This is a genomic window from Cryobacterium sp. BB736 (assembly GCF_014980265.1).
In the GTDB taxonomy this organism is placed as follows: domain Bacteria; phylum Actinomycetota; class Actinomycetes; order Actinomycetales; family Microbacteriaceae; genus Terrimesophilobacter.
In genome coordinates this window covers 342002-359476 of record NZ_JABXWQ010000001.1, presented here as the reverse complement: position 1 = coordinate 359476, position 17475 = coordinate 342002, and the positions used below count along the sequence as shown (strand labels likewise).

The window sequence follows — 17475 nt, the reverse complement described above, 5'->3', positions numbered from 1 at the left end:
AGCGAGAAACGTGTCCGGCATCAAGATCAGCGGTCAGAAGAGGCTCGTGCTCGTGTCCGGACGAGCACACCCCGCGCTCGCGGAGCAGATCGCTGCAGAGCTGGGCTCTGAGCTCGTACCGACGGATGCGCGCACCTTCGCGAACGGCGAGATCTACGCGCGCTACGACGAGAGTGTGCGCGGATGCGACGCGTTCGTGATCCAGTCGCACACCACACCGATCAACGAGTGGCTCATGGAGCAGCTGATCATGGTGGACGCGCTCAAGCGAGCATCCGCCAAGCGCATCACCGTGGTTGCCCCGTTCTACCCGTACGCCCGCCAGGACAAGAAGGGCCGTGGCCGCGAGCCGATCTCGGCGCGACTCGTCGCGGACCTGTTCAAGGCCGCCGGCGCCGACCGCATCATGAGCGTCGACCTGCACGCCGCCCAGATCCAGGGCTTCTTCGACGGTCCGGTCGACCACCTGTTCGCGATGCCGGTGCTGCTCGAGCACTTCAAGGCGAAGCTGCCGAAGGACCTGCTCACCGTCGTCTCGCCCGACATGGGACGCGTCCGGGTGGCCGACCTGTGGAGCGACAAGCTGGGTGCGCCGCTGGCGATCATCCACAAGCGCCGCGACCCGCTGGTGCCGAACAAGGTGTCAGTGCACGAGATCGTCGGTGAGGTCGAGGGTCGCGTCTGCCTGCTGGTCGACGACATGATCGACACCGGACGCACCATCGTGCATGCGGCGGAGGCGCTGAAGAAGGCCGGCGCCATCGGCGTCGTCGTCGCAGCCACCCATGCGGTCTTCTCCGACCCGGCTACGCAGCTGCTGCAGTCCGAATTCATCGACTCCGTGGTCGTCACCGACACCCTGCCGGTGCCGGAGGAGAAGCGGTTCCCGACCCTCACTGTGCTGCCGATCGCGCCGCTGCTGGCGCGAGCCATCCGCGAGGTGTTCGACGACGGGTCAGTGACCTCGATGTTCGACGGCGCGGCCTGATGGACTACCCCAGGCCCTGGCTCTCCAGCTACGCCGACGGCGTGCCGGAGGAGCTGGAGCTTCCGACCGGGTCGCTCTACGACCTCGTCGAGGAGTCGGTTCGGACCTACCCCGACAACGTCGCCCTCCAGTTCTTCGGGCGCACCACCAGCTACGCCGAGCTCGGTGAGCAGATCGAGCGTGCCGCGGAGGGATTGCGCCGACTCGGCGTGCAGAAGGGCGACACCGTCGCGCTGGTGCTGCCGAACAGCCCGCAGCATGTTGTCGCGTTCTACGCGGTGCTGCGGCTCGGCGCGATCGTCGTCGAGCATAACCCGCTGTACACGCCGCGTGAGCTTCGCCACCAGTTCGAGGATCACGGCGCGCATACCGTCATCGCCTGGAACAACGTCGTCGCCACCATTCAGGACTTCCCGAAGGACCTCGGCGTCGCGCGCGTCATCTCGGTGGACATCGCCGAAGAGCTGCCGTTGGCGATGCGTGCCATGCTCCGCCTGCCGGTTGCCAAGGCCCGCGAGTCCCGCGCGGCGCTCACCAGCAAGGTGAGCGGCACCATCCTGTGGAAGGACCTGCTGAAGACCGACCGGATCGAGCCGCGGATTGTGCGCCCGACCGCCGACGATGTCGCGATCCTGCAGTACACGAGCGGCACCACCGGCTACCCGAAGGGTGCGACGCTCACCCATCTGAACCTCACCTCCAACGCCGCGCAGGCGCGCGCGTGGGTGCCGACCGTGCCACGCGGAACCGCGGTGGTGTACGCGGTGCTGCCGATGTTCCACGCCTACGGGCTCACTCTGTGCCTGACCTTCGCCATGAGCATGGGCGCCCGGCTGGTGCTGTTCCCCAAGTTCGACCCCGATCTGGTGCTGGATGTGGTGAAGAAGCATCCGGCGACGTTCCTGCCCGCCGTCCCGCCGATCTACGAGCGGCTGATGAGCCGGGCCAAGGAGAAGGGCGTCTCGCTGAAGGGCATCCAGATCGCCATCTCCGGGGCAATGCCGCTGCAGGCATCCGTTGTCGAACCGTGGGAGGCGCTCACCGGCGGCTACCTCGTCGAGGGTTACGGCCTGTCCGAGGCGAGCCCGGTGCTGATGGCCAACCCCGTCGGCACCACCCGCCGCGCCGGCACCGTCGGCCTGCCGCTGCCTGGCACAGAGATTCGCGTCGTCGACCCGGACAACCCCACTGTCGATCGCGCGCCCGGCGAGGAAGGCGAGCTGATCGTCCGTGGTCCGCAGGTGTTCAGTGGCTACTGGAAGAACCCGGATGCGACGGCCGCGGTCTTCGTGGACGCGCCCGACGGCGGGGCGCCATGGTTCCGCACCGGGGACATCGTCACGGTTGACGACGACGGCTTCGTGCGGGTGGTCGACCGGATCAAGGAGCTCATCATCACCGGTGGCTTCAATGTCTCTCCGAGCGAGGTCGAGGAAGCGGTGCGCGCGCATCCGGGCGTTGCCGAGGCCGCGGTCGTCGGGTTGCCGAGCCAGCACTCCGGTGAGGATGTTGTCGCCGCAGTTGTGATGGCACCAGGCGCGAAATTCGACGAGGCTGCGATTCGCGATGCGGCACGCTCGTCGTTGACCGCGTACAAGGTGCCGAAGCAGGTGATCCAGGTCGATGCGCTGCCGAAGTCGCTCATCGGCAAGGTGCTGCGCAGGCAGGTGCGCGAGCAGCTCATCAAGCGCTAGGCGCTTGGTGCGAACCGGCGGCTTTCCCGGTGACCTCTCGGGTGCTGATCGTTGACACCCGCCAGTGGGCTTGTTGGACTGGCAGGGCGACGATCTCAAGGGAGCGATCATGGCCGACGAGCACGATGGCTACGCGCAAGGCGATGACCAGGCGATCCTGACCAACCGCCAGGGGCATCAGGTCTACGACAACCAGAACCAGCGCACCGTCGGGCCGCGCGGACCGGCCACCCTGGAGAACTACCAGTTCCTCGAGAAGATCAGCCACTTCGATCGTGAGCGCATCCCGGAGCGGGTGGTGCACGCCCGCGGGTTCGTTGCCTTCGGCGAGTTCGAGGCGACCGGCAAGTGGGGCGACGAGCCGGTGTCGAAGTACACGCGCGCGAAGCTGTTCCAGGAGCCGGGCAAGAAAACGGAGGTGGCCATCCGGTTCTCGACCGTGATCGGCGGCCGCGACTCGGCCGAGACTGCTCGTGACCCGCGCGGCTTCGCGGTGAAGTTCTACACGGAGGACGGCAACTGGGATCTCGTCGGCAACGACCTCGGGGTGTTCTTCATCCGGGACGCGATCAAGTTCCCGGATGTGATCCACTCCTTGAAGCCGGATCCGGTGACCTTCCGGCAGGACCCGGCCCGCATCTTCGACTTCATGTCGCAGTCGCCGGAGTCGCTGCACATGCTGGTGAACCTGTTCAGCCCACGCGGCATCCCCGCCGACTACCGGCACATGCAGGGCTTCGGGGTGAACACCTACAAGTGGTGCAACAAGGCAGGCGACACCGTGCTGGTGAAGTACCACTGGCAGCCGCATCAGGGTGTCAAGAGCATGACCGAGGAGGATGCCGCGCGTATCCAGGCGCATGACACCGGGCATGCCTCAAAAGACCTGTTCGAGGCGATCGAGCGCGGCGACTACCCGAAATGGGATCTCTACGTGCAGCTGATGAGCGATGACGAGCATCCGGAACTCGACTGGGACCCGCTGGATGACACGAAGACGTGGCCGGAGCAGGACTTCCCGCCGAAGCTGGTGGGCACGATGACGCTGAATCGCAACGTCAGCGACCACCACCTGGAGAACGAGCAGATCGCGTTCGGCACCGGCGTGCTCGTCGACGGGCTCGACTTCTCGGACGACAAGATGCTGGTCGGTCGTACCTTCAGCTACAGCGACACGCAACGGTACCGGGTGGGTTCGAACTACCTGCAGCTGCCGGTCAACGCGCCGAAGGCGCAGGTGGCGACCAACCAGCGCGGCGGCCAGATGGCATACCAGGTGGACCTGGGCGACAGACAGAACCCGCACGTCAACTACGAGCCGTCGATCACCGGCGGCCTGCGCGAGGATCAGTACCAGACCGAGGACATCGAGGGCCCGGAACTCAGCGGCCGGCTCACCCGCGCCCGCATCCCGCGCACCAACGACTACCTGCAGGCCGGGCAGCGCTACCAACTGCTGGAGCAGTGGGAGAAGGACGACCTGGTCGGCAACTTCGTGATGTTGATCGGCCAGGCGGCGCGCGCCGTGCAAGAACGGATGCTGTGGCACTTCTACCTGGTCGATGACGAGCTCGGGCAGAGGGTGGGCGATGGGCTCGGCATCGGCATCGACGAGGTGAAGGGGATGGACCCGCTGCCAGGGCAGACCCTCACCGACGAGGATCAGCGCCGCCGGCAGAACCTGGGCCAGAACGGCCCGCGCGACGTGGAAGGACTCACCATGACCCACTGCGTGCCCGACGAACGGGTGATGCACGCCGCCTGAGCCCGGGCGACTCGATTTCCGCCCCGTCTCACATCGCGTTCACCGCGCGTTGGGTCAGCCGTGGGCGCTCGTTCACCCGGTTTCGATTGGATAACGGCAATCAGGGGGTGATCGGTCGATGGGGACAGCGCGAATCGTGTTCACACGTTTCCCGTCGCCGCGCCATCCGCGGCTCGCGGCGTGGGCCGGCCACCTGAACCGGGTCGCTGGTGTCGACGAGACACTGCGCGCCGGAGCCGGCAGCGCGGTGGTGTGGCAACTGGTATCCGGCAACTTCCGGCCGCTGGGGCGCCGCACCGCGGTGTTCGCCTCCGTCGATGAGGCGCGCGCCGACGCCCTGCGGATGGTCGAAGAGGAAAACCGGATGCTCCCGCAGGCGCGCCGCGAGCAGCGCTACGGCGGGTTCGGCTGGTATTTCACCCTCGATGGGTTCCCGGTGCTCGCGTGCGCGCGCTGGTATTTCAACGAACGCGACCGCGCGCACGCGATCGAGTTGGCGCGGGATGCGCTCGCTCACGCTGTGCTGAAGGACACGGTCAACGACATCCGCCCCACCTTCGCCGCCGAATAGGCTGGGGGAAATGAACACGCTGCAACGCAGCCTCGGGACCCGTCAGGCGGTCGTCATCGGGCTCGCCTCGATGGTCGGCGCGGGGGTGTTCTTCGTCTGGTCGCCCGCGGCGCAGGTCGCCGGCGGTGGGCTGCTGATCGGCCTCGCCATCGCGGCGGTGATCGCGACCCTCAACGCGCTCAGCTCGGCGCAACTGGCGATGGTGCATCCGGTATCCGGCGGAACCTACGCTTACGCGCGCGCCGAGATCAGTCCGCTCGCGGGCTTCACCGCTGGCTGGCTGTTCCTCGCGGGCAAGACCGCGTCGGCGGGGGCGATCGCGCTCATCGCGGGCAGCTACCTGTGGCCAGAGCAGGCCCGTGCGGTCTCCGTAATGGTGATCGTCGTGCTCGCGGTGGTGAACATGACCGGCATCCGCAGCACCGCCGCGATCAGCGCGGGCATCGTCACCGTCGTGCTCTGCGGCATCGTGGCGGTCGTCATCGCCGCGCTCGTCTCGCCGCCCGCGGATGCGCCCGGGCTCGGCGCGCTCACGCCCGGCAGCCCGTACGGCATCCTGCAGTCGGCCGGACTGCTGTTCTTCGCGTTCGCCGGGTACGCGCGCATGGCAACTCTCGGCGAGGAGGTGCGCAACCCGAAGCGCACGCTGCCACGGGCCATCATCACCGCGCTGGCCATCACGCTGCTCGTCTACGGCACCCTCGGCGTGCTGTGCGTCGCACTGCTCGGCACGGATGCGCTGGCCGCGACGGCCACGCCGGTCGCCGACCTGGTCGGCACCGCCGCACCCTGGGACACCATCATCCGCGTGGTCGCCGGGATCGCGTGCCTCGGTTCGCTCGCCGGCATCCTCGCCGGCCTGTCGCGCACCTCGCTGGCGATGGCGCGCGACCGTGAACTGCCCGCCGGCCTGGCCTGGATCTCGCCGCGCACGCACGCGCCGGCGCTCGCCGAGGCGGTCATCGCGTGCCTCGCGATCGCCGGTGTGGTCTTCCTGCAGCCGGAACGGCTTGTGGGCTTCAGCTCGTGCGCCGTGCTCTGCTACTACGCGCTCGCGCACGCGTCCGCACTGCGGCAGCGGGCATCCGATCGGTGGCTGCCGCGCGTCGTGCAGATCGCTGGCCTGATCGGATGCCTGGTGCTCGCGTTCACGCTGCCCTGGCAGGCGCTCGTCGTGACCGCGGGCGTGCTCGCGCTCGGGCTGACGCTGCGGATGCTGACACGCATGCTGACAAAAAGGCGGATTCGCACCTAGTCTCGGGACATGGGCGATCCTGTGGTCGACGGCTTCTGGTCCGCGCTCGGCGGCGGGCACGACCTGGTCGAGCGCCGACAGCCGACCACCGGGCGAGGCTCGCTGCGTTCGGCGTTCCCGGTCACCGAGCTGGCGGTGGCGTCCATCGGCGCGGCCGGGCTCGCGGCATCCGAGCTGGTCAGCGCCACCGCCGGGGCAGCGCCCACCGTGACGGTGGACCGGGCGCTCGCCTCCGGGTGGTTCGGGATGACCTTGACGCCCGTCGGCTGGCAGGTGCCGTCACCGTGGGACCCGATCGCGGGCGACTATCGCGCATCCGATGGCTGGATCCGGCTGCACACCAACGCGCCGCGCCACAAGGCGGTGGCGCTCGAGGTGCTCGGCGTCGCGGACGATCGCGAAGCGGTGGCGCGGGCGGTCGCCCAGTGGCCGGCGCAAGAGCTCGAGGATGAGGTCGTCGAGGCGGGCGGATGCGCGGCAGTCATGCGGTCGACGATCGAGTGGCGGCGACACCCGCAGGGCATGGCGGTGGCCGAGGAGCCGCTCGTGGCGTGGCGGGACGGACTAGCCGGGCGTCCAGGCGGAGGCTGGCAGCCGACGGCCGGGCGGCCGCTGGCCGGCCTGCGCGTGCTCGACCTCACCCGGGTGATCGCCGGCCCGGTGGCGACGCGGCTGCTCGCCGGGCTCGGTGCGAGCGTGCTGCGCATCGACCCGCCGGACTGGAACGAGCCGGCGATCGTGCCGGAGCTGACGATCGGCAAGCGCACCGCGCGGCTCGACGCGCACGAGTTTGCCGGGCTGGAGCAGTTGCGCGCGCTGGTCGCCGAGGCGGATGTCGTGGTGCAGGGGTACCGTCCCGGCGCGCTGGACGGGTTCGAGCTCGGAGCGCGCGCACGCTCCGAGCTGCGGCCCGGACTCGTCGACGTGTCGCTCGACGCCTACGGCTGGACCGGACCGTGGAGTCACCGGCGCGGCTTCGACTCCCTGGTGCAGATGTCGGCGGGCATCGCCGAGCGTGGGATGCGCTGGGCGGGCGCGGACAAGCCTGTGCCGTTGCCGGTGCAGGCGCTCGACCACGCGACCGGGTACCTCGTGGCGGCCGCGGTGCTGCGGGGACTCACGATGGCGGTGACGGAGGGGCGCGGGTCGATCGCGCAGCTGTCGCTGGCGCGCACGGCGCTGGTCCTGACGTCGGCGGGCGAGGGCGACGATGCCGCCGAGGCGACGCTGGATGCGCTGCCGACGCGGGATGAGGCGACCCAGTGGGGACCGGCGAAGCGATTGCTGCCGCCGCTCACGATCGAGGGCGCCCCGCTGGCCTGGGGCCTGCACGCGCGCGACCTCGGCTCCGACGCAGCCACCTGGTGACCCGTCCTCGGTGGTCGCGCCCCGGTGGTCGAGCCTGTCGAGACCCTGAAGGGTCGAGGACTGCCCTTCGTGCCGCAGTGAAGGGCGCTATGTGACCCCTCGGGATGCTGGCGCTACTCCTCGAGCTGCTCCTCGGTGCGGTCGCCGCTCCACAGCGTGTGGAACGTCCCCGGCATGTCGACGCGCTTGTAGGTGTGGGCGCCGAAGAAGTCCCGCTGCCCCTGCACCAGCGCGGCGGGCAGCCGCTCGGACGCGAGCGAGTCGAAGTACGCCAGCGCAGACCCGAACCCGGGCACCGGCACCCCCGACAGCGCAGCGGTCGACACCACGCGCCGCCAGGCGACCTCGCCGTCCTTGATCGCCTGCATGAAGTAGTCGTCGGCGAGCAGGGTCGGCGCATCCGGGTTCGCGGCGTACGCGTCAACGATGCGGTTCAGGAACTGCGCCCGGATGATGCACCCACCACGCCAGATCGTCGCGATCGCGCCGGGGTCGATCTCCCAGCCGTACTTCTCGGCACCAGCGAGGATCGCGTCGAAGCCCTGCGCGTACGCGACGATCTTCGACGCGTACAGCGCAGCCTGCACATCCTCCTCGAAGGTGTGCCCGACGACAGCAGTCTCCGGGCGGGCGTCGACCTTCGCCTGCACCGCCTTGCGCTGCTCCGGATGGCTGGACACCGCGCGCGCGAACACCGCCTCCGCGATCCCGCCGACCGGAATACCCAGGTCGAGCGCGTTCTGCACGGTCCACACGCCGGTGCCCTTGGACCCGGCCTCGTCGAGCACGACGTCGATGAACGGCTTGCCGGTGCGGGCATCCACCTGGCGCAGCACTTCGGCGGTGATCTCGATCAGGTACGACTCCAGCGGGCCCTTGTTCCACTCGGCGAAGATGTCGGCGATCGCCGCGGGGGAGTGACCCGCGACGTGGCGCAGCAGGTCGTAGGCCTCGGCGATCAGCTGCATGTCGGCGTATTCGATGCCGTTGTGGATCATCTTCACGAAGTGCCCTGCGCCATCAGTGCCGACGTGCGTCACACACGGCACGCCGTCGACGCGCGCGGCGATCGACTCCAGGATCGGTCCGAGCGTGCGGTACGACTCGGCTGACCCGCCCGGCATGATGCTCGGCCCGGTCAGCGCGCCCTCCTCGCCGCCGGAGATCCCGGCGCCCACGAAGTGCAGCCCGGTCTCGGTGATGGCCTTCTCGCGCCGGATGGTGTCGGTGAACAGCGCGTTGCCGCCGTCGACGATGATGTCGCCGGGCTCGAACACCGCGGCCAACTGGTCGATCACGGCATCCGTCGGCTCCCCGGCCTTGACCATGATGATCGCGGTTCGCGGGCGGCTCAGCGACGCCGCGAACTCCTCGATCGTCTCGCTGGGCACGAACCCGGCTTCCGGATGCTGGGACGCCAGTTCGCGGGTCTTCTGCGGTGAACGGTTGTAGATCGCGACCGTGTTGCCCTCGCGACTGGCGAGGTTGCGGGCAAGATTGGAGCCCATCACCGCCAAGCCGACGACGCCGATGTTTGCCTTGCCCGTGTTGTCCATGCTCGCTCCCTGATCGGTCTCTCCTCAAGGCTAGTAGGGCGCGAGTGGGTGCTACATCGCGCGAGCCTTGCGACCGGGTGGTCCGCGGATGCTGGCTGGCTAGGATCGCTCCATGGATCTGGTCGTGCTGCTCCTGGTCATTGCGGCGCCGCTGGCCGTCGGGATCACCATCACCGTCGCGGTGCTCCGCTCGCGTGCCCGCAGAAACCAGCAGCGGATCGAGCAGGAGCGTCAGGTCGCCGGGCAGCTGGCGGAACTGGAACAGCGGGCGGGGTCCGCGCTCGTGCGTGCCGACGAGCGTGTCCGCCTGGCCAGCGACGACCTGGGTTTCGCGATTGCCGAGTTCGGCGATGCCGCTGCCGCCGAATTCGGGGCGGCGCTGCAGCGCGCCAAGCAGCGCTTGAGCGAGGCGTTCCAGTTGAACCAGCGCCTGAGCGATCACGTGCCGGACACCGACGAGCAGCGGCGGGACTGGAACGAGCGGATCATCTCCCTGTGCCAGTCGGCGGAATCCTCGCTGAGAGAGCAGTCCGACGCGTTCGCCGCCCGCCGTGCGGAAGCGCACAGGGTCCCGTCCGAGATCGACCGCGTGCGGGCGGAGGTCGAACGCATCCGGCAGTCGCTGCCGTCCGCCCGGGCAACCCTCGCGAGCCTCGCCGAGCGGTACTCCGCGGGCGCGCTCGACCCGATCGCGGCAAACGCGGATCAGGCCGAGCAACTGCTCGAGTTCGCCCAGCGCAGCACCGAGGTGGCGGATGCCCGCCTGACCGCGTCCCGCGGCTCCGAGGCTTCAGCGGCGCTGCGGGCGGCTGCCGAGTCGACGCAGCGCGCCGAGGCGCTGGTCGACGCCGTCGACAGTTTCGAGGTCGAAGCGATCAAGGCCGAGGCTGCCCTCGCCGCGATGGTCGCCGAGTCGAACGCCGAACTGGCCGCGGCCCGGCAGCTGCCTGAAGCGACGCGGCGCGCCACCATCGATCCGGCGATCGAGCGCCTCGAGCGCGCGTTGGCGAGCCTGCCGGCACCCGGCTCGCTCCGCGATCCGGTGGGCGCGCTCTCGGCCATCCGCCAGGCGAACACCGCGCTGGACGATGCGGTTGCGGAGCACACCCAGCAGGCGGATCGGCGTGAGCGGTTGCGTGCGCAGCTCGTCACCGCGATGGATGACGCCGAACGACAGATCGCCGCGGCGCGCGGGCTCGTGCTGGACTACGGGGCACCGGTGGGTCCGGATGCCCGAACCCGTCTCGCCGAGGCGGAGCGTGAACTCGCTGAGCTTCCGACAGAGCGGGAGCCTGAGCCCGCGATCAGGCGTGCCCGCCGCGCGGCCGCCCTGGCGGCGGAGGCCGCAGCCATCGCCCGAGCCGACCTTGAGCACATGCAGGCGGCCCAGTACGGGGGCTATGGCTATGGCGCCCCGCGTGGCTACGGCTCCAGTGGTTCCGGAGTGATCGGCGGCGTTCTCGGCGGCCTGGCCATCGGCGGCCTGCTCGACGGGCTGGGCGACCTCGGCGACTTCGGCGACTTCTTCGGCTGAGAACAGCGGGCAGCCGCGACGCGATTCGAGGAGGAATGGGTCTGCCGACGCGGTTTCAAGGATCTTTCGTCGACGGGGGAGTAGTTGCTCCTCGAATTCGGTCAGCTTGTCGCCGGGTACACGATCGGCGCAGCGTGCACGCGCGCGCAGGCCTCGGTGAGCACGCCGAGCAGGTCGCCGCTCGCCGCGCTGAACGATTCGCCGTCGATCGCGAGCGGCGCGCCGAACACGACGATGGGCGCCCCTATCTCCGGGCAGCTGACCGCCTGCTCGATGCTCAAGCCGCCGACCGCCTGCACGGGGACCGTGGTGGCTGCCACGATCGCCGGCAGGTCGGTGAGCGGAGTCAGGCCGAGCTCGGGGTGCATCCCGCGGTGGTCATAGCCGATGTGGTGGATGACCATCCCGACACCGAGCTGCTCGAGCCGCACGCACTCGGCGACCCGATCCGGTGCGCCCAGGTCGTCGCCCATCACGAGCATCCCGAACTTCTCTCCCGCCTCGATCACGCGCGCGATGGTCGCATCGTGCGCGCGCCCCATGACGATGACCGCGTCCGCGCCGGCGTCGCCCATCATCTCGGCTTCCAGGTAGCCGCCGTCCATGGTCTTCAGGTCGACGATGATCGGGTGGTCCGGAAACTCCTTGCGCAGCGCCCGCACCGAGTGCAGCCCCTCCGCGAGCACCAGCGGCGTGCCCACCTCGATCCAGTCGGCACCGGCCTCGACGGCGATCGCGGCGGTGCGCAGCGCCTCATCGTTGTTGGTGAGGTCGAGCGAGATCTGCACGAGCGGGCGCTCGAGGGTCTCGCGGGTGATGTCGCGGATCGACGTTGACACGGTTCTCCTTTGTTTTTCGCGAAGAGAAGACTCGACTGACGGATGCGGCTTGGCTAGCGCTCGACGAGGTTGCGCGGCGCGTTCCCGGCCGCGATCGCCGCGATGTTCTCGCTGATCAGGGCGCTGGCGCCGAGCGGTCGCCCGCCCGCGGCGTGCGGCGTGATGATCGCGTTGGGCAGGTCCCAGAGCCTCGAGCTCGGCGGCAGCGGCTCGACGCTCGTGACATCAAGGGCGGCACCGCCGATGCGGCGCGCGGCCAGCGCGTCGATCAGGGCATCCTCGTCGACGGTCGACCCGCGGCCGACGTTGACTAGCCAGGCGTGCTTCGACAGCAGGGCGATCCGCTGCGCGCTCAGGGCATGCCGGGTGGATGCGACCGAGGGCAGGATCATCAGCAGCACGTCGGCCTTCGGCAGCTCGGACTCGATGTCATCTACCGCGATCACCCGGTAGCCAGAGTCCTCGCGTGCCGTCGTCGCGACTCCCGTGACGTTCGCGCCGAGTGCGGTGAGCAGCGGCGCGAGGGTGCGCGCGATGCCGCCGAAGCCCCAGATCAGCACGTTGGCGTCGCGCAGTGTCGTGAACACTTCCGGGTTCTTCTCCGGCTGCATCCCGCCGAGCTCGGAGGCCCAGCGGTGCCCCAGCTGCGCCCGCACCAGCGTGTGCAGCTGGCGCGCAGCGGCCAGCACGAGCGCGAGCGCGTGCTCGGTCACCGGCCGGTCATGCAGTGAGCGCCCGGATGCGATGTGCGCGGTGTCGACGAATCCGGCGGCGACCACGGCATCCGGACCAGCGGCGAGGGTCTGGACGAGCCGCACCGACCGAAGCCGCGCTGCGGCATCGCGCAGCTGGTCGTCGGGGTTGCCCCACACGACCAGCGCCTCGGCGTCCTCGTGCTCTGCGGGCACCGGCAGGCTGGGGTCGTAGAGCACCGGCTCGACGCCGTCAGCGTCCAACGTCAGTTCGAGCGAGGTGGGCAGGAGGACCTTCATGCTGCGGCTCCGGGGAACTCGGTGTTGTAGGTGCGGCCGAGCTCGGTCAGCTCGGTCACGGTCTCATCGGCAAGCGGGATGCCGTCGCTCAGCCGTGCGCGGCGCGTGCGCTCCTCCGGCTCACCGGGGACCAGCACCTCGCTGTGGCCCTCGGCCGCAGCGGTGCCGTGCGCTGCGTCGATGAGCTCTCGCATCCGCTCGGTGAACACGTCGAGCGGCATGATGCGCTTGATGTCGATGGCGAACATGAAGTGCCCGACATCCTGCGGCTTGCTGAAGTCCTGGTACATGTTGCCGATGCCGTGCGCGATCGCGGCGCCGCTCAGCACGCCGGCGAGGATCTCGATGAGGAAGCCGAGCCCGTACCCCTTCGGCCCGCCGGCCGGCAGCAGCGCGTGGATGGCGTTCGGGTCGGTGGTTGGCGTGCCGGTCGAGTCGACGCCCCAGGTATCCGGGATCGGCGCGCCTGAGGCCTGGGCGATGAGCACCTTGCCCATCGCGCTCGTGCTGGTCGCCATGTCGAGGCTGATCGGGTCGCCCGTGGTCGGGGCCGCGAAGGCGAACGGGTTGGTGCCGAGCAGCGCGTCTCGACCGCCGAACGGCACAACCGCCGGCTCCGAGTTCGATACGACGAGCGCGATCCTCCCGTGCGCCGCGAGCGAGCGGGCGTAGTAGCCGGCGGTGCCGAAGTGGGCGCTGCCATGCACGACGGCGGTGCCGACGCCGGATGTCTCGGTCGTCTCGAGCAGCGCGTCCACTGCGGCGCGCGCGGCGAGCTGTCCCGCGGTGCCGTTCGCGTTGACCACCGCGATGGCGCCGTTGACCGTGACCTCGGGTGTCGCGGTCGGGTCGACGAGCTTCGCGGTGATCCGGCGCTCGTAGGCCGGCAGTCGCACGACACCGTGCGAGTCCACCCCGCGGGTGTTGGCGTCAACGAGGGAGCCGGCGAGGTAAGCGGCATCCGCCGGTGCGTAGCCCCACTGCTCGAGCAGCCGAGTCGCCCATTGTTCGAGTTCGCTCGCGTCGATGACCATTGGCCGCTCAGCCCTTCTCGTCTGCGCCGATGCGCATCGCCGCCATTCGCGTGATGCACGGCATTAATCCTATACGTCATACTTATCTCGTACAGCGCGCAAGCGCGGCTTGTGAAACGGGGTATTTCAATGAGGATCAGTGTCTTCCCGAAGGGTGACCTTGACGCAATCGCGGTCAAGCGCACCATGACCGTGTTCGAGTGGATCGAGAAGGCGCGTGTGCTGCCCGCCGACGGTCTCGAACTCTACTCGGGCATGTTCTGGGAGACCGGCGACGATTTCGTCGACCGCGTCGGCGACGACTTGGCGGCGGCCGGCTTCGAGATGCCGATGCTGTGCGCATCGCCCGACTTCACCAACCCCGACCCCGAGGTGCGCAAGGCCGAGCTGGACCGCGAGGCCGAGATGATCCGCATCACCTCGCGGCTGGGAGGGCCCGGCGCGAGCACGCGCGTGCTGTCCGGCCAGCGCCATCCGGAGGTCTCGCTCGAGCAGGGACTGGACTGGGTGACGGAGGCGATCGAGTCGCTGCTGCCGCTCGCGCGCGAACTCGACATCACCCTCGCGATCGAGAACCACTACAAGGACGGTCACTGGAAGTACCCCGAGTTCGCGCAGAAGAAGGAGGTCTTCCTCGAGCTGGTGAACCGTATCGACGACCGCGTGCACTTCGGCGTGCAGTACGACCCGTCCAACGCGATCGTCGCCGGCGACGACTCGGCCGACTTCCTCGACCTGGTCATCGACCGGGTCGTGACTATGCAGGCATCCGACCGTTCCCTCGCGCCAGGCGGCTCGCTCGACGACCTGCGTCAGAGCGACGGCACCATCGGCTACTCGCCGCTGCTGCAGCACGGCGTGATCGGCAAGGGCCTCAACGACTACGACCGCATCTTCACGACCCTCAGCGGTGCCGGCTACGACGGCTGGATCAGCATCGAGGACGGCGTCAACGGTATGGGCGAGATGCTCGAGTCGGTCGAGTACCTGCGCGAGGCGCGCGAGCGCTACTTCGGCGGCTCGACCGCGGTGCGCGTCGAGAACCACGAGCGGGCACGCGCCGCGGCGGGGCTGCCCAGCCTCGCCCAGCCGGCGCTCACCAAGCAGCGGGAGGCGGGCGCGTGAAGGCGCTCGTCAAGTTCGGCGAAGCGGATGGCGACGTCGAAGTGAGGGAGGTCCCCGAGCCGCAGCTGGCACCCGGCACGGTGCTGATCGCGGCGCGCGCGGTGGGAGTATGCGGTTCCGACATCCACATGTGGCGGAACAAGCAGAGCTGGGAGACCCGGCTCCCCGTCGTGCTCGGGCACGAGACGGCCGGCGTCATCGCGGCCGTCGCCGACGACGTCGAGGGCTGGGCGGTCGGCGACCGCGTCGTGTGCGAGACCGCGGCGTCCATCTGCGGCACGTGCGCGCTGTGCCGCACGGGCCGCTACAACCTGTGCCCGAAGCGGCAGGGCTACGGCGCGATCCGCGACGGCGCGTTCGGCCAGCTGCTGCAGGCGGAGCCGCGCGTGCTGCACCGCATCCCGGACAACGTCACGTTCGAGCAGGCCGCGATGACCGAGCCGTTCGCTGTCGCCTACAACGCGCTCGTCGAGCGTGCGCCAGTCAACCCGGGCGATGTCGTCGTCATCCAGGGCATCGGCGCGATCGGCGCGCTGTCGCTGCAGATGGCCAAGCTCAGGGGAGCGGGCACCACGATCGTGCTCGGCACCCCGGTCGACAAGGAGCGGCTCGCGAAGGCGAAGCTGCTCGGCGCCGACATCACCGTCGACATCACCACGGAAGATCCGGCCGACATCATTCGCAGCGTCGGCGACGGTCTCGGTGCCGACCTGGTGGTCGACGCGACCGGGGTGAGCGCGGCGCTGAAGCAGGGCCTCGAGCTGGTGCGCCCGCTTGGTTCGATCGTGAAGATCGGATGGGGGCCGCAGCCGCTGGGCTTCAGCCTCGACCCGCTCGTCGCCAAGGCGGTCACCCTCTACGGCTCGTTCTCGCACACCTGGACCACCTGGGAGCGCGTGCTCGAACTGTTCTCCACCGGTCGCCTGGACACCGCGACGGTGCTGGGCGGGGTGTACGACCTCGAGGACTGGGAGCAGGCGTTCGAGCACATGGAGTCGGGACGGAACATCAAGTCCGTCATGGTGATGCCCGGCTGAACAGGCACGGTCTGGGCCCGATCGGCTGATCGGGCCCGACTCGTCATCAGGCTTGGTCGCCGCCAAACTCCAGCAGCGTGCCCTCGACCAGTTCGAGGGCGGAGGCCTGCGCCTGGTCGGTGTCGCCATCGATCAGCGCCTGGGCGAGTGCGATGTGCCGCTCGACCGCCTCGATCGTCAGGTCGTGCATGCCCGGCCGGGTGTCCGCGCCGCGTACGTGCAGCACCGCGCCGATCGTGTCCGCGAGCTGGGCGATGACCGAGTTGTCTGTGCCCTCGAGCAGCAGCCGGTGAAAGACAGCATCCGCCTCGAAGAACCGCCTGGTGTCGTGGCCGTCGAACGCGACCTTCATGGCTTGCGCGGCGGCCATGACCGCTTGGGCGTTCTCCGGCGAGATGCGCTTCGACGCGAGCCGCGCCGCGGTGCGCTCGAGACCCAGCCGCAGCTCGAGCATCTCGCGCATCTGGCGCACGTAGTCGGGTCCCTGACCGCGCCACTTGACCACGTGCGGGTTCAGCAGGTCCCAGCTCGATTCCGGCAGCACCCGGGTTCCCACCTGGGGTCGGGCCTCGATCAGCCCCATCGAGCTCAGCGTGCGCAGGCTCTCCCGCACCACCGACCGGGAGACGCCGAGGCGCTCGCACAGCTGGTCGGCGAAGACGATCGCGCCCTCCGGCAGGTCGCCGTTGATGATCTCCTGGCCGAGCACTTCCACGACGTGGGCATACAGGCCGGTGCCGATGCGCGAGCGCGAGCGAAGCGCTTGGATCTCAGGGGAGGTCAGCTCAGACATCCGCACTCCTAGAACGTGTACTCGCCGGCCGCGGCGGCGTTATCGTATGCGACGCGCGGTATCTGAGTGGCGAGTTTACCTCCGCTGATGTCGATCAGCGTGCCGGTGATGTAGCGCGCCTGATCGGATGCGAGGAAGCAGATGAGGTTCGCGATGTCCTCCTTGCTGCCCCACTCGCGCAGGCTGAGCGTGTCGAGCAGGCGGTCCTGCTGCTCCTGCGGCAGCTCGGCGAAGTGGTTGAGCGTGGTCGGGATCATCCCCGGCGCGTAGGCGTTGACCGTGATGTTCCACGGCCCGAGCTCTCCGGCCAGGCCGCGTGTGAAGTGCGCGACCGCAGCCTTGGACGTCGCGTAGGCGACGCTGCCGATACTCGGGACGATGGCCGCGAACGAGGCCGCGTTGATGATGCGCCCGCGCTTCTGCTCCTTCATCGTCGGGATCACCGCCTTGCACATCAGGAAGGTGCCCTTGAGGTTCACGTCGTGGCTGAAGTCCCAGACCTCCTCGCTCAGCGACTCGATCGGGCCGTTGCCGCCGACGCCGGCGTTGTTGACCAGCACGTCGATCTGGCCGAACTCATCGCGCACCGCTCGGATGACCTCGTCGATCCGGGCGGAGTCCCGGATGTCCACCTGGTACTGGCGGTGGACGCCGAGTCCGGCCAGTTCATCGCCGACCTCGGCGAGGTCGCTCTCGCTGACATCCAGCGCGACCGTGGTCATGCCCTCTTCCGCGAGCGTCCTGACGATCGCTCGCCCGATGCCCTTTCCGACTCCGGTTATGATTGCCAACTTGCCGCTGAGGTCGATCTGCATTTCGGTGGTGCCCTTCTGGTCCGGCTGCTTTGCCGGGATCACTTTCCGGTCTCGGATGACCATTCGTATGATTTATTAGAGTAGTCTTACTTCTCGGCATCTGGGTGAT

15 protein-coding genes are annotated in these 17475 nt (G+C 69.1%); 9 read left to right on the top strand and 6 right to left on the bottom strand.

The annotated features are described in order from the left end of the window. Positions 1 to 10 precede the first annotated feature (10 nt). The 6 genes from IRG63_RS01690 (at position 11) to IRG63_RS01665 (ending at position 7641) form a co-directional block, all read left to right on the top strand. Positions 11 to 988, top strand: a complete 978-nt coding sequence (locus IRG63_RS01690; RefSeq protein ID WP_168628130.1) for a ribose-phosphate diphosphokinase — start codon at positions 11 to 13, stop codon at positions 986 to 988. After that, positions 988 to 2682 carry a long-chain-fatty-acid--CoA ligase gene (locus tag IRG63_RS01685; protein ID WP_193509018.1) on the top strand — a complete coding sequence of 565 codons (1695 nt, stop codon included), beginning with the start codon at positions 988 to 990 and terminating at the stop codon, positions 2680 to 2682. Before IRG63_RS01690 ends, IRG63_RS01685 begins: the two co-directional genes overlap by 1 nt. 109 nt (positions 2683 to 2791) lie before the next feature. Further along, the gene (locus IRG63_RS01680) at positions 2792 to 4447 is read left to right on the top strand and encodes a catalase (protein WP_193509017.1); all 1656 of its coding nucleotides are present in this window, start codon (positions 2792 to 2794) and stop codon (positions 4445 to 4447) included. 118 nt (positions 4448 to 4565) lie between these two features. Next, complete coding sequence (locus IRG63_RS01675; RefSeq protein ID WP_193509016.1) at positions 4566 to 5018, top strand: hypothetical protein; 453 nt, start codon at positions 4566 to 4568, stop codon at positions 5016 to 5018. A gap of 10 nt (positions 5019 to 5028) precedes the next feature. Beyond that, positions 5029 to 6273 (top strand): APC family permease, encoded by a 1245-nt coding sequence (locus IRG63_RS01670; RefSeq protein WP_193509015.1) that lies wholly within the window; start codon positions 5029 to 5031, stop codon positions 6271 to 6273. 9 nt (positions 6274 to 6282) lie between these two features. Further along, positions 6283 to 7641 (top strand): CoA transferase, encoded by a 1359-nt coding sequence (locus IRG63_RS01665; RefSeq protein WP_193509014.1) that lies wholly within the window; start codon positions 6283 to 6285, stop codon positions 7639 to 7641. Positions 7642 to 7754: 113 nt separating this feature from the next. Here IRG63_RS01665 and gndA read toward each other — a convergent pair whose 3' ends face one another. Further along, positions 7755 to 9197, bottom strand: coding sequence for an NADP-dependent phosphogluconate dehydrogenase (gndA, locus tag IRG63_RS01660; protein WP_168628124.1), 1443 nt, complete (start codon positions 9195 to 9197; stop codon positions 7755 to 7757). Positions 9198 to 9309: 112 nt separating this feature from the next. On the opposite strand from gndA, the gene IRG63_RS01655 reads away from it, so the two are divergent. Continuing rightward, on the top strand, positions 9310 to 10731 hold the full coding sequence (locus IRG63_RS01655) for a hypothetical protein (RefSeq protein WP_168628123.1): 1422 nt from the start codon (positions 9310 to 9312) through the stop codon (positions 10729 to 10731). Positions 10732 to 10832: 101 nt separating this feature from the next. On the opposite strand, the gene IRG63_RS01650 is transcribed toward IRG63_RS01655, so the two are convergent. From IRG63_RS01650 to IRG63_RS01640, 3 genes are read right to left on the bottom strand one after another with little or no spacing between them, the layout of a single operon-like run. After that, positions 10833 to 11570, bottom strand: a complete 738-nt coding sequence (locus IRG63_RS01650; RefSeq protein WP_370566151.1) for an orotidine 5'-phosphate decarboxylase / HUMPS family protein — start codon at positions 11568 to 11570, stop codon at positions 10833 to 10835. A gap of 53 nt (positions 11571 to 11623) precedes the next feature. After that, entirely contained in the window at positions 11624 to 12562 is a 939-nt protein-coding gene (locus IRG63_RS01645) for an NAD(P)-dependent oxidoreductase (RefSeq protein WP_193509012.1), read from the bottom strand. Further along, positions 12559 to 13596 (bottom strand): Ldh family oxidoreductase, encoded by a 1038-nt coding sequence (locus IRG63_RS01640; RefSeq protein WP_193509011.1) that lies wholly within the window; start codon positions 13594 to 13596, stop codon positions 12559 to 12561. The genes IRG63_RS01645 and IRG63_RS01640 overlap by 4 nt, the downstream gene beginning before the upstream one ends. Before the next feature lie 129 nt (positions 13597 to 13725). Between IRG63_RS01640 and IRG63_RS01635 the strand changes: the two genes are divergently transcribed. After that, entirely contained in the window at positions 13726 to 14721 is a 996-nt protein-coding gene (locus IRG63_RS01635; RefSeq protein WP_210422949.1) for a sugar phosphate isomerase/epimerase, read from the top strand. Beyond that, complete coding sequence (locus tag IRG63_RS01630; protein WP_193509010.1) at positions 14718 to 15758, top strand: zinc-binding dehydrogenase; 1041 nt, start codon at positions 14718 to 14720, stop codon at positions 15756 to 15758. The genes IRG63_RS01635 and IRG63_RS01630 overlap by 4 nt, the downstream gene beginning before the upstream one ends. Positions 15759 to 15804: 46 nt before the next feature. Here IRG63_RS01630 and IRG63_RS01625 read toward each other — a convergent pair whose 3' ends face one another. Further along, on the bottom strand, positions 15805 to 16551 hold the full coding sequence (locus IRG63_RS01625) for a FadR/GntR family transcriptional regulator (RefSeq protein ID WP_193509009.1): 747 nt from the start codon (positions 16549 to 16551) through the stop codon (positions 15805 to 15807). Positions 16552 to 16559: 8 nt separating this feature from the next. Next, positions 16560 to 17429: an SDR family NAD(P)-dependent oxidoreductase gene (locus IRG63_RS01620; protein WP_349236231.1), complete on the bottom strand. Its 870-nt coding sequence runs from the start codon at positions 17427 to 17429 to the stop codon at positions 16560 to 16562. Positions 17430 to 17475: the final 46 nt, after the last annotated feature.

Excerpts from the sequence above, each read along its gene's own strand:
- IRG63_RS01675 (WP_193509016.1), top strand. The coding sequence starts at position 4,566 with ATGGGGACAGCGCGAATCGTGTTCACACGTTTCCCGTCGCCGCGCCAT.
- IRG63_RS01640 (WP_193509011.1), bottom strand. The coding sequence starts at position 13,596 with ATGGTCATCGACGCGAGCGAACTCGAACAATGGGCGACTCGGCTGCTC.
- IRG63_RS01680 (WP_193509017.1), top strand. The coding sequence starts at position 2,792 with ATGGCCGACGAGCACGATGGCTACGCGCAAGGCGATGACCAGGCGATC.
- IRG63_RS01635 (WP_210422949.1), top strand. The coding sequence starts at position 13,726 with ATGAGGATCAGTGTCTTCCCGAAGGGTGACCTTGACGCAATCGCGGTC.
- gndA (WP_168628124.1), bottom strand. The coding sequence starts at position 9,197 with ATGGACAACACGGGCAAGGCAAACATCGGCGTCGTCGGCTTGGCGGTG.
- IRG63_RS01655 (WP_168628123.1), top strand. The coding sequence starts at position 9,310 with ATGGATCTGGTCGTGCTGCTCCTGGTCATTGCGGCGCCGCTGGCCGTC.
- IRG63_RS01625 (WP_193509009.1), bottom strand. The coding sequence starts at position 16,551 with ATGTCTGAGCTGACCTCCCCTGAGATCCAAGCGCTTCGCTCGCGCTCG.
- IRG63_RS01645 (WP_193509012.1), bottom strand. The coding sequence starts at position 12,562 with ATGAAGGTCCTCCTGCCCACCTCGCTCGAACTGACGTTGGACGCTGAC.
- IRG63_RS01665 (WP_193509014.1), top strand. The coding sequence starts at position 6,283 with ATGGGCGATCCTGTGGTCGACGGCTTCTGGTCCGCGCTCGGCGGCGGG.
- IRG63_RS01685 (WP_193509018.1), top strand. The coding sequence starts at position 988 with ATGGACTACCCCAGGCCCTGGCTCTCCAGCTACGCCGACGGCGTGCCG.
- IRG63_RS01620 (WP_349236231.1), bottom strand. The coding sequence starts at position 17,429 with ATGGTCATCCGAGACCGGAAAGTGATCCCGGCAAAGCAGCCGGACCAG.
- IRG63_RS01670 (WP_193509015.1), top strand. The coding sequence starts at position 5,029 with ATGAACACGCTGCAACGCAGCCTCGGGACCCGTCAGGCGGTCGTCATC.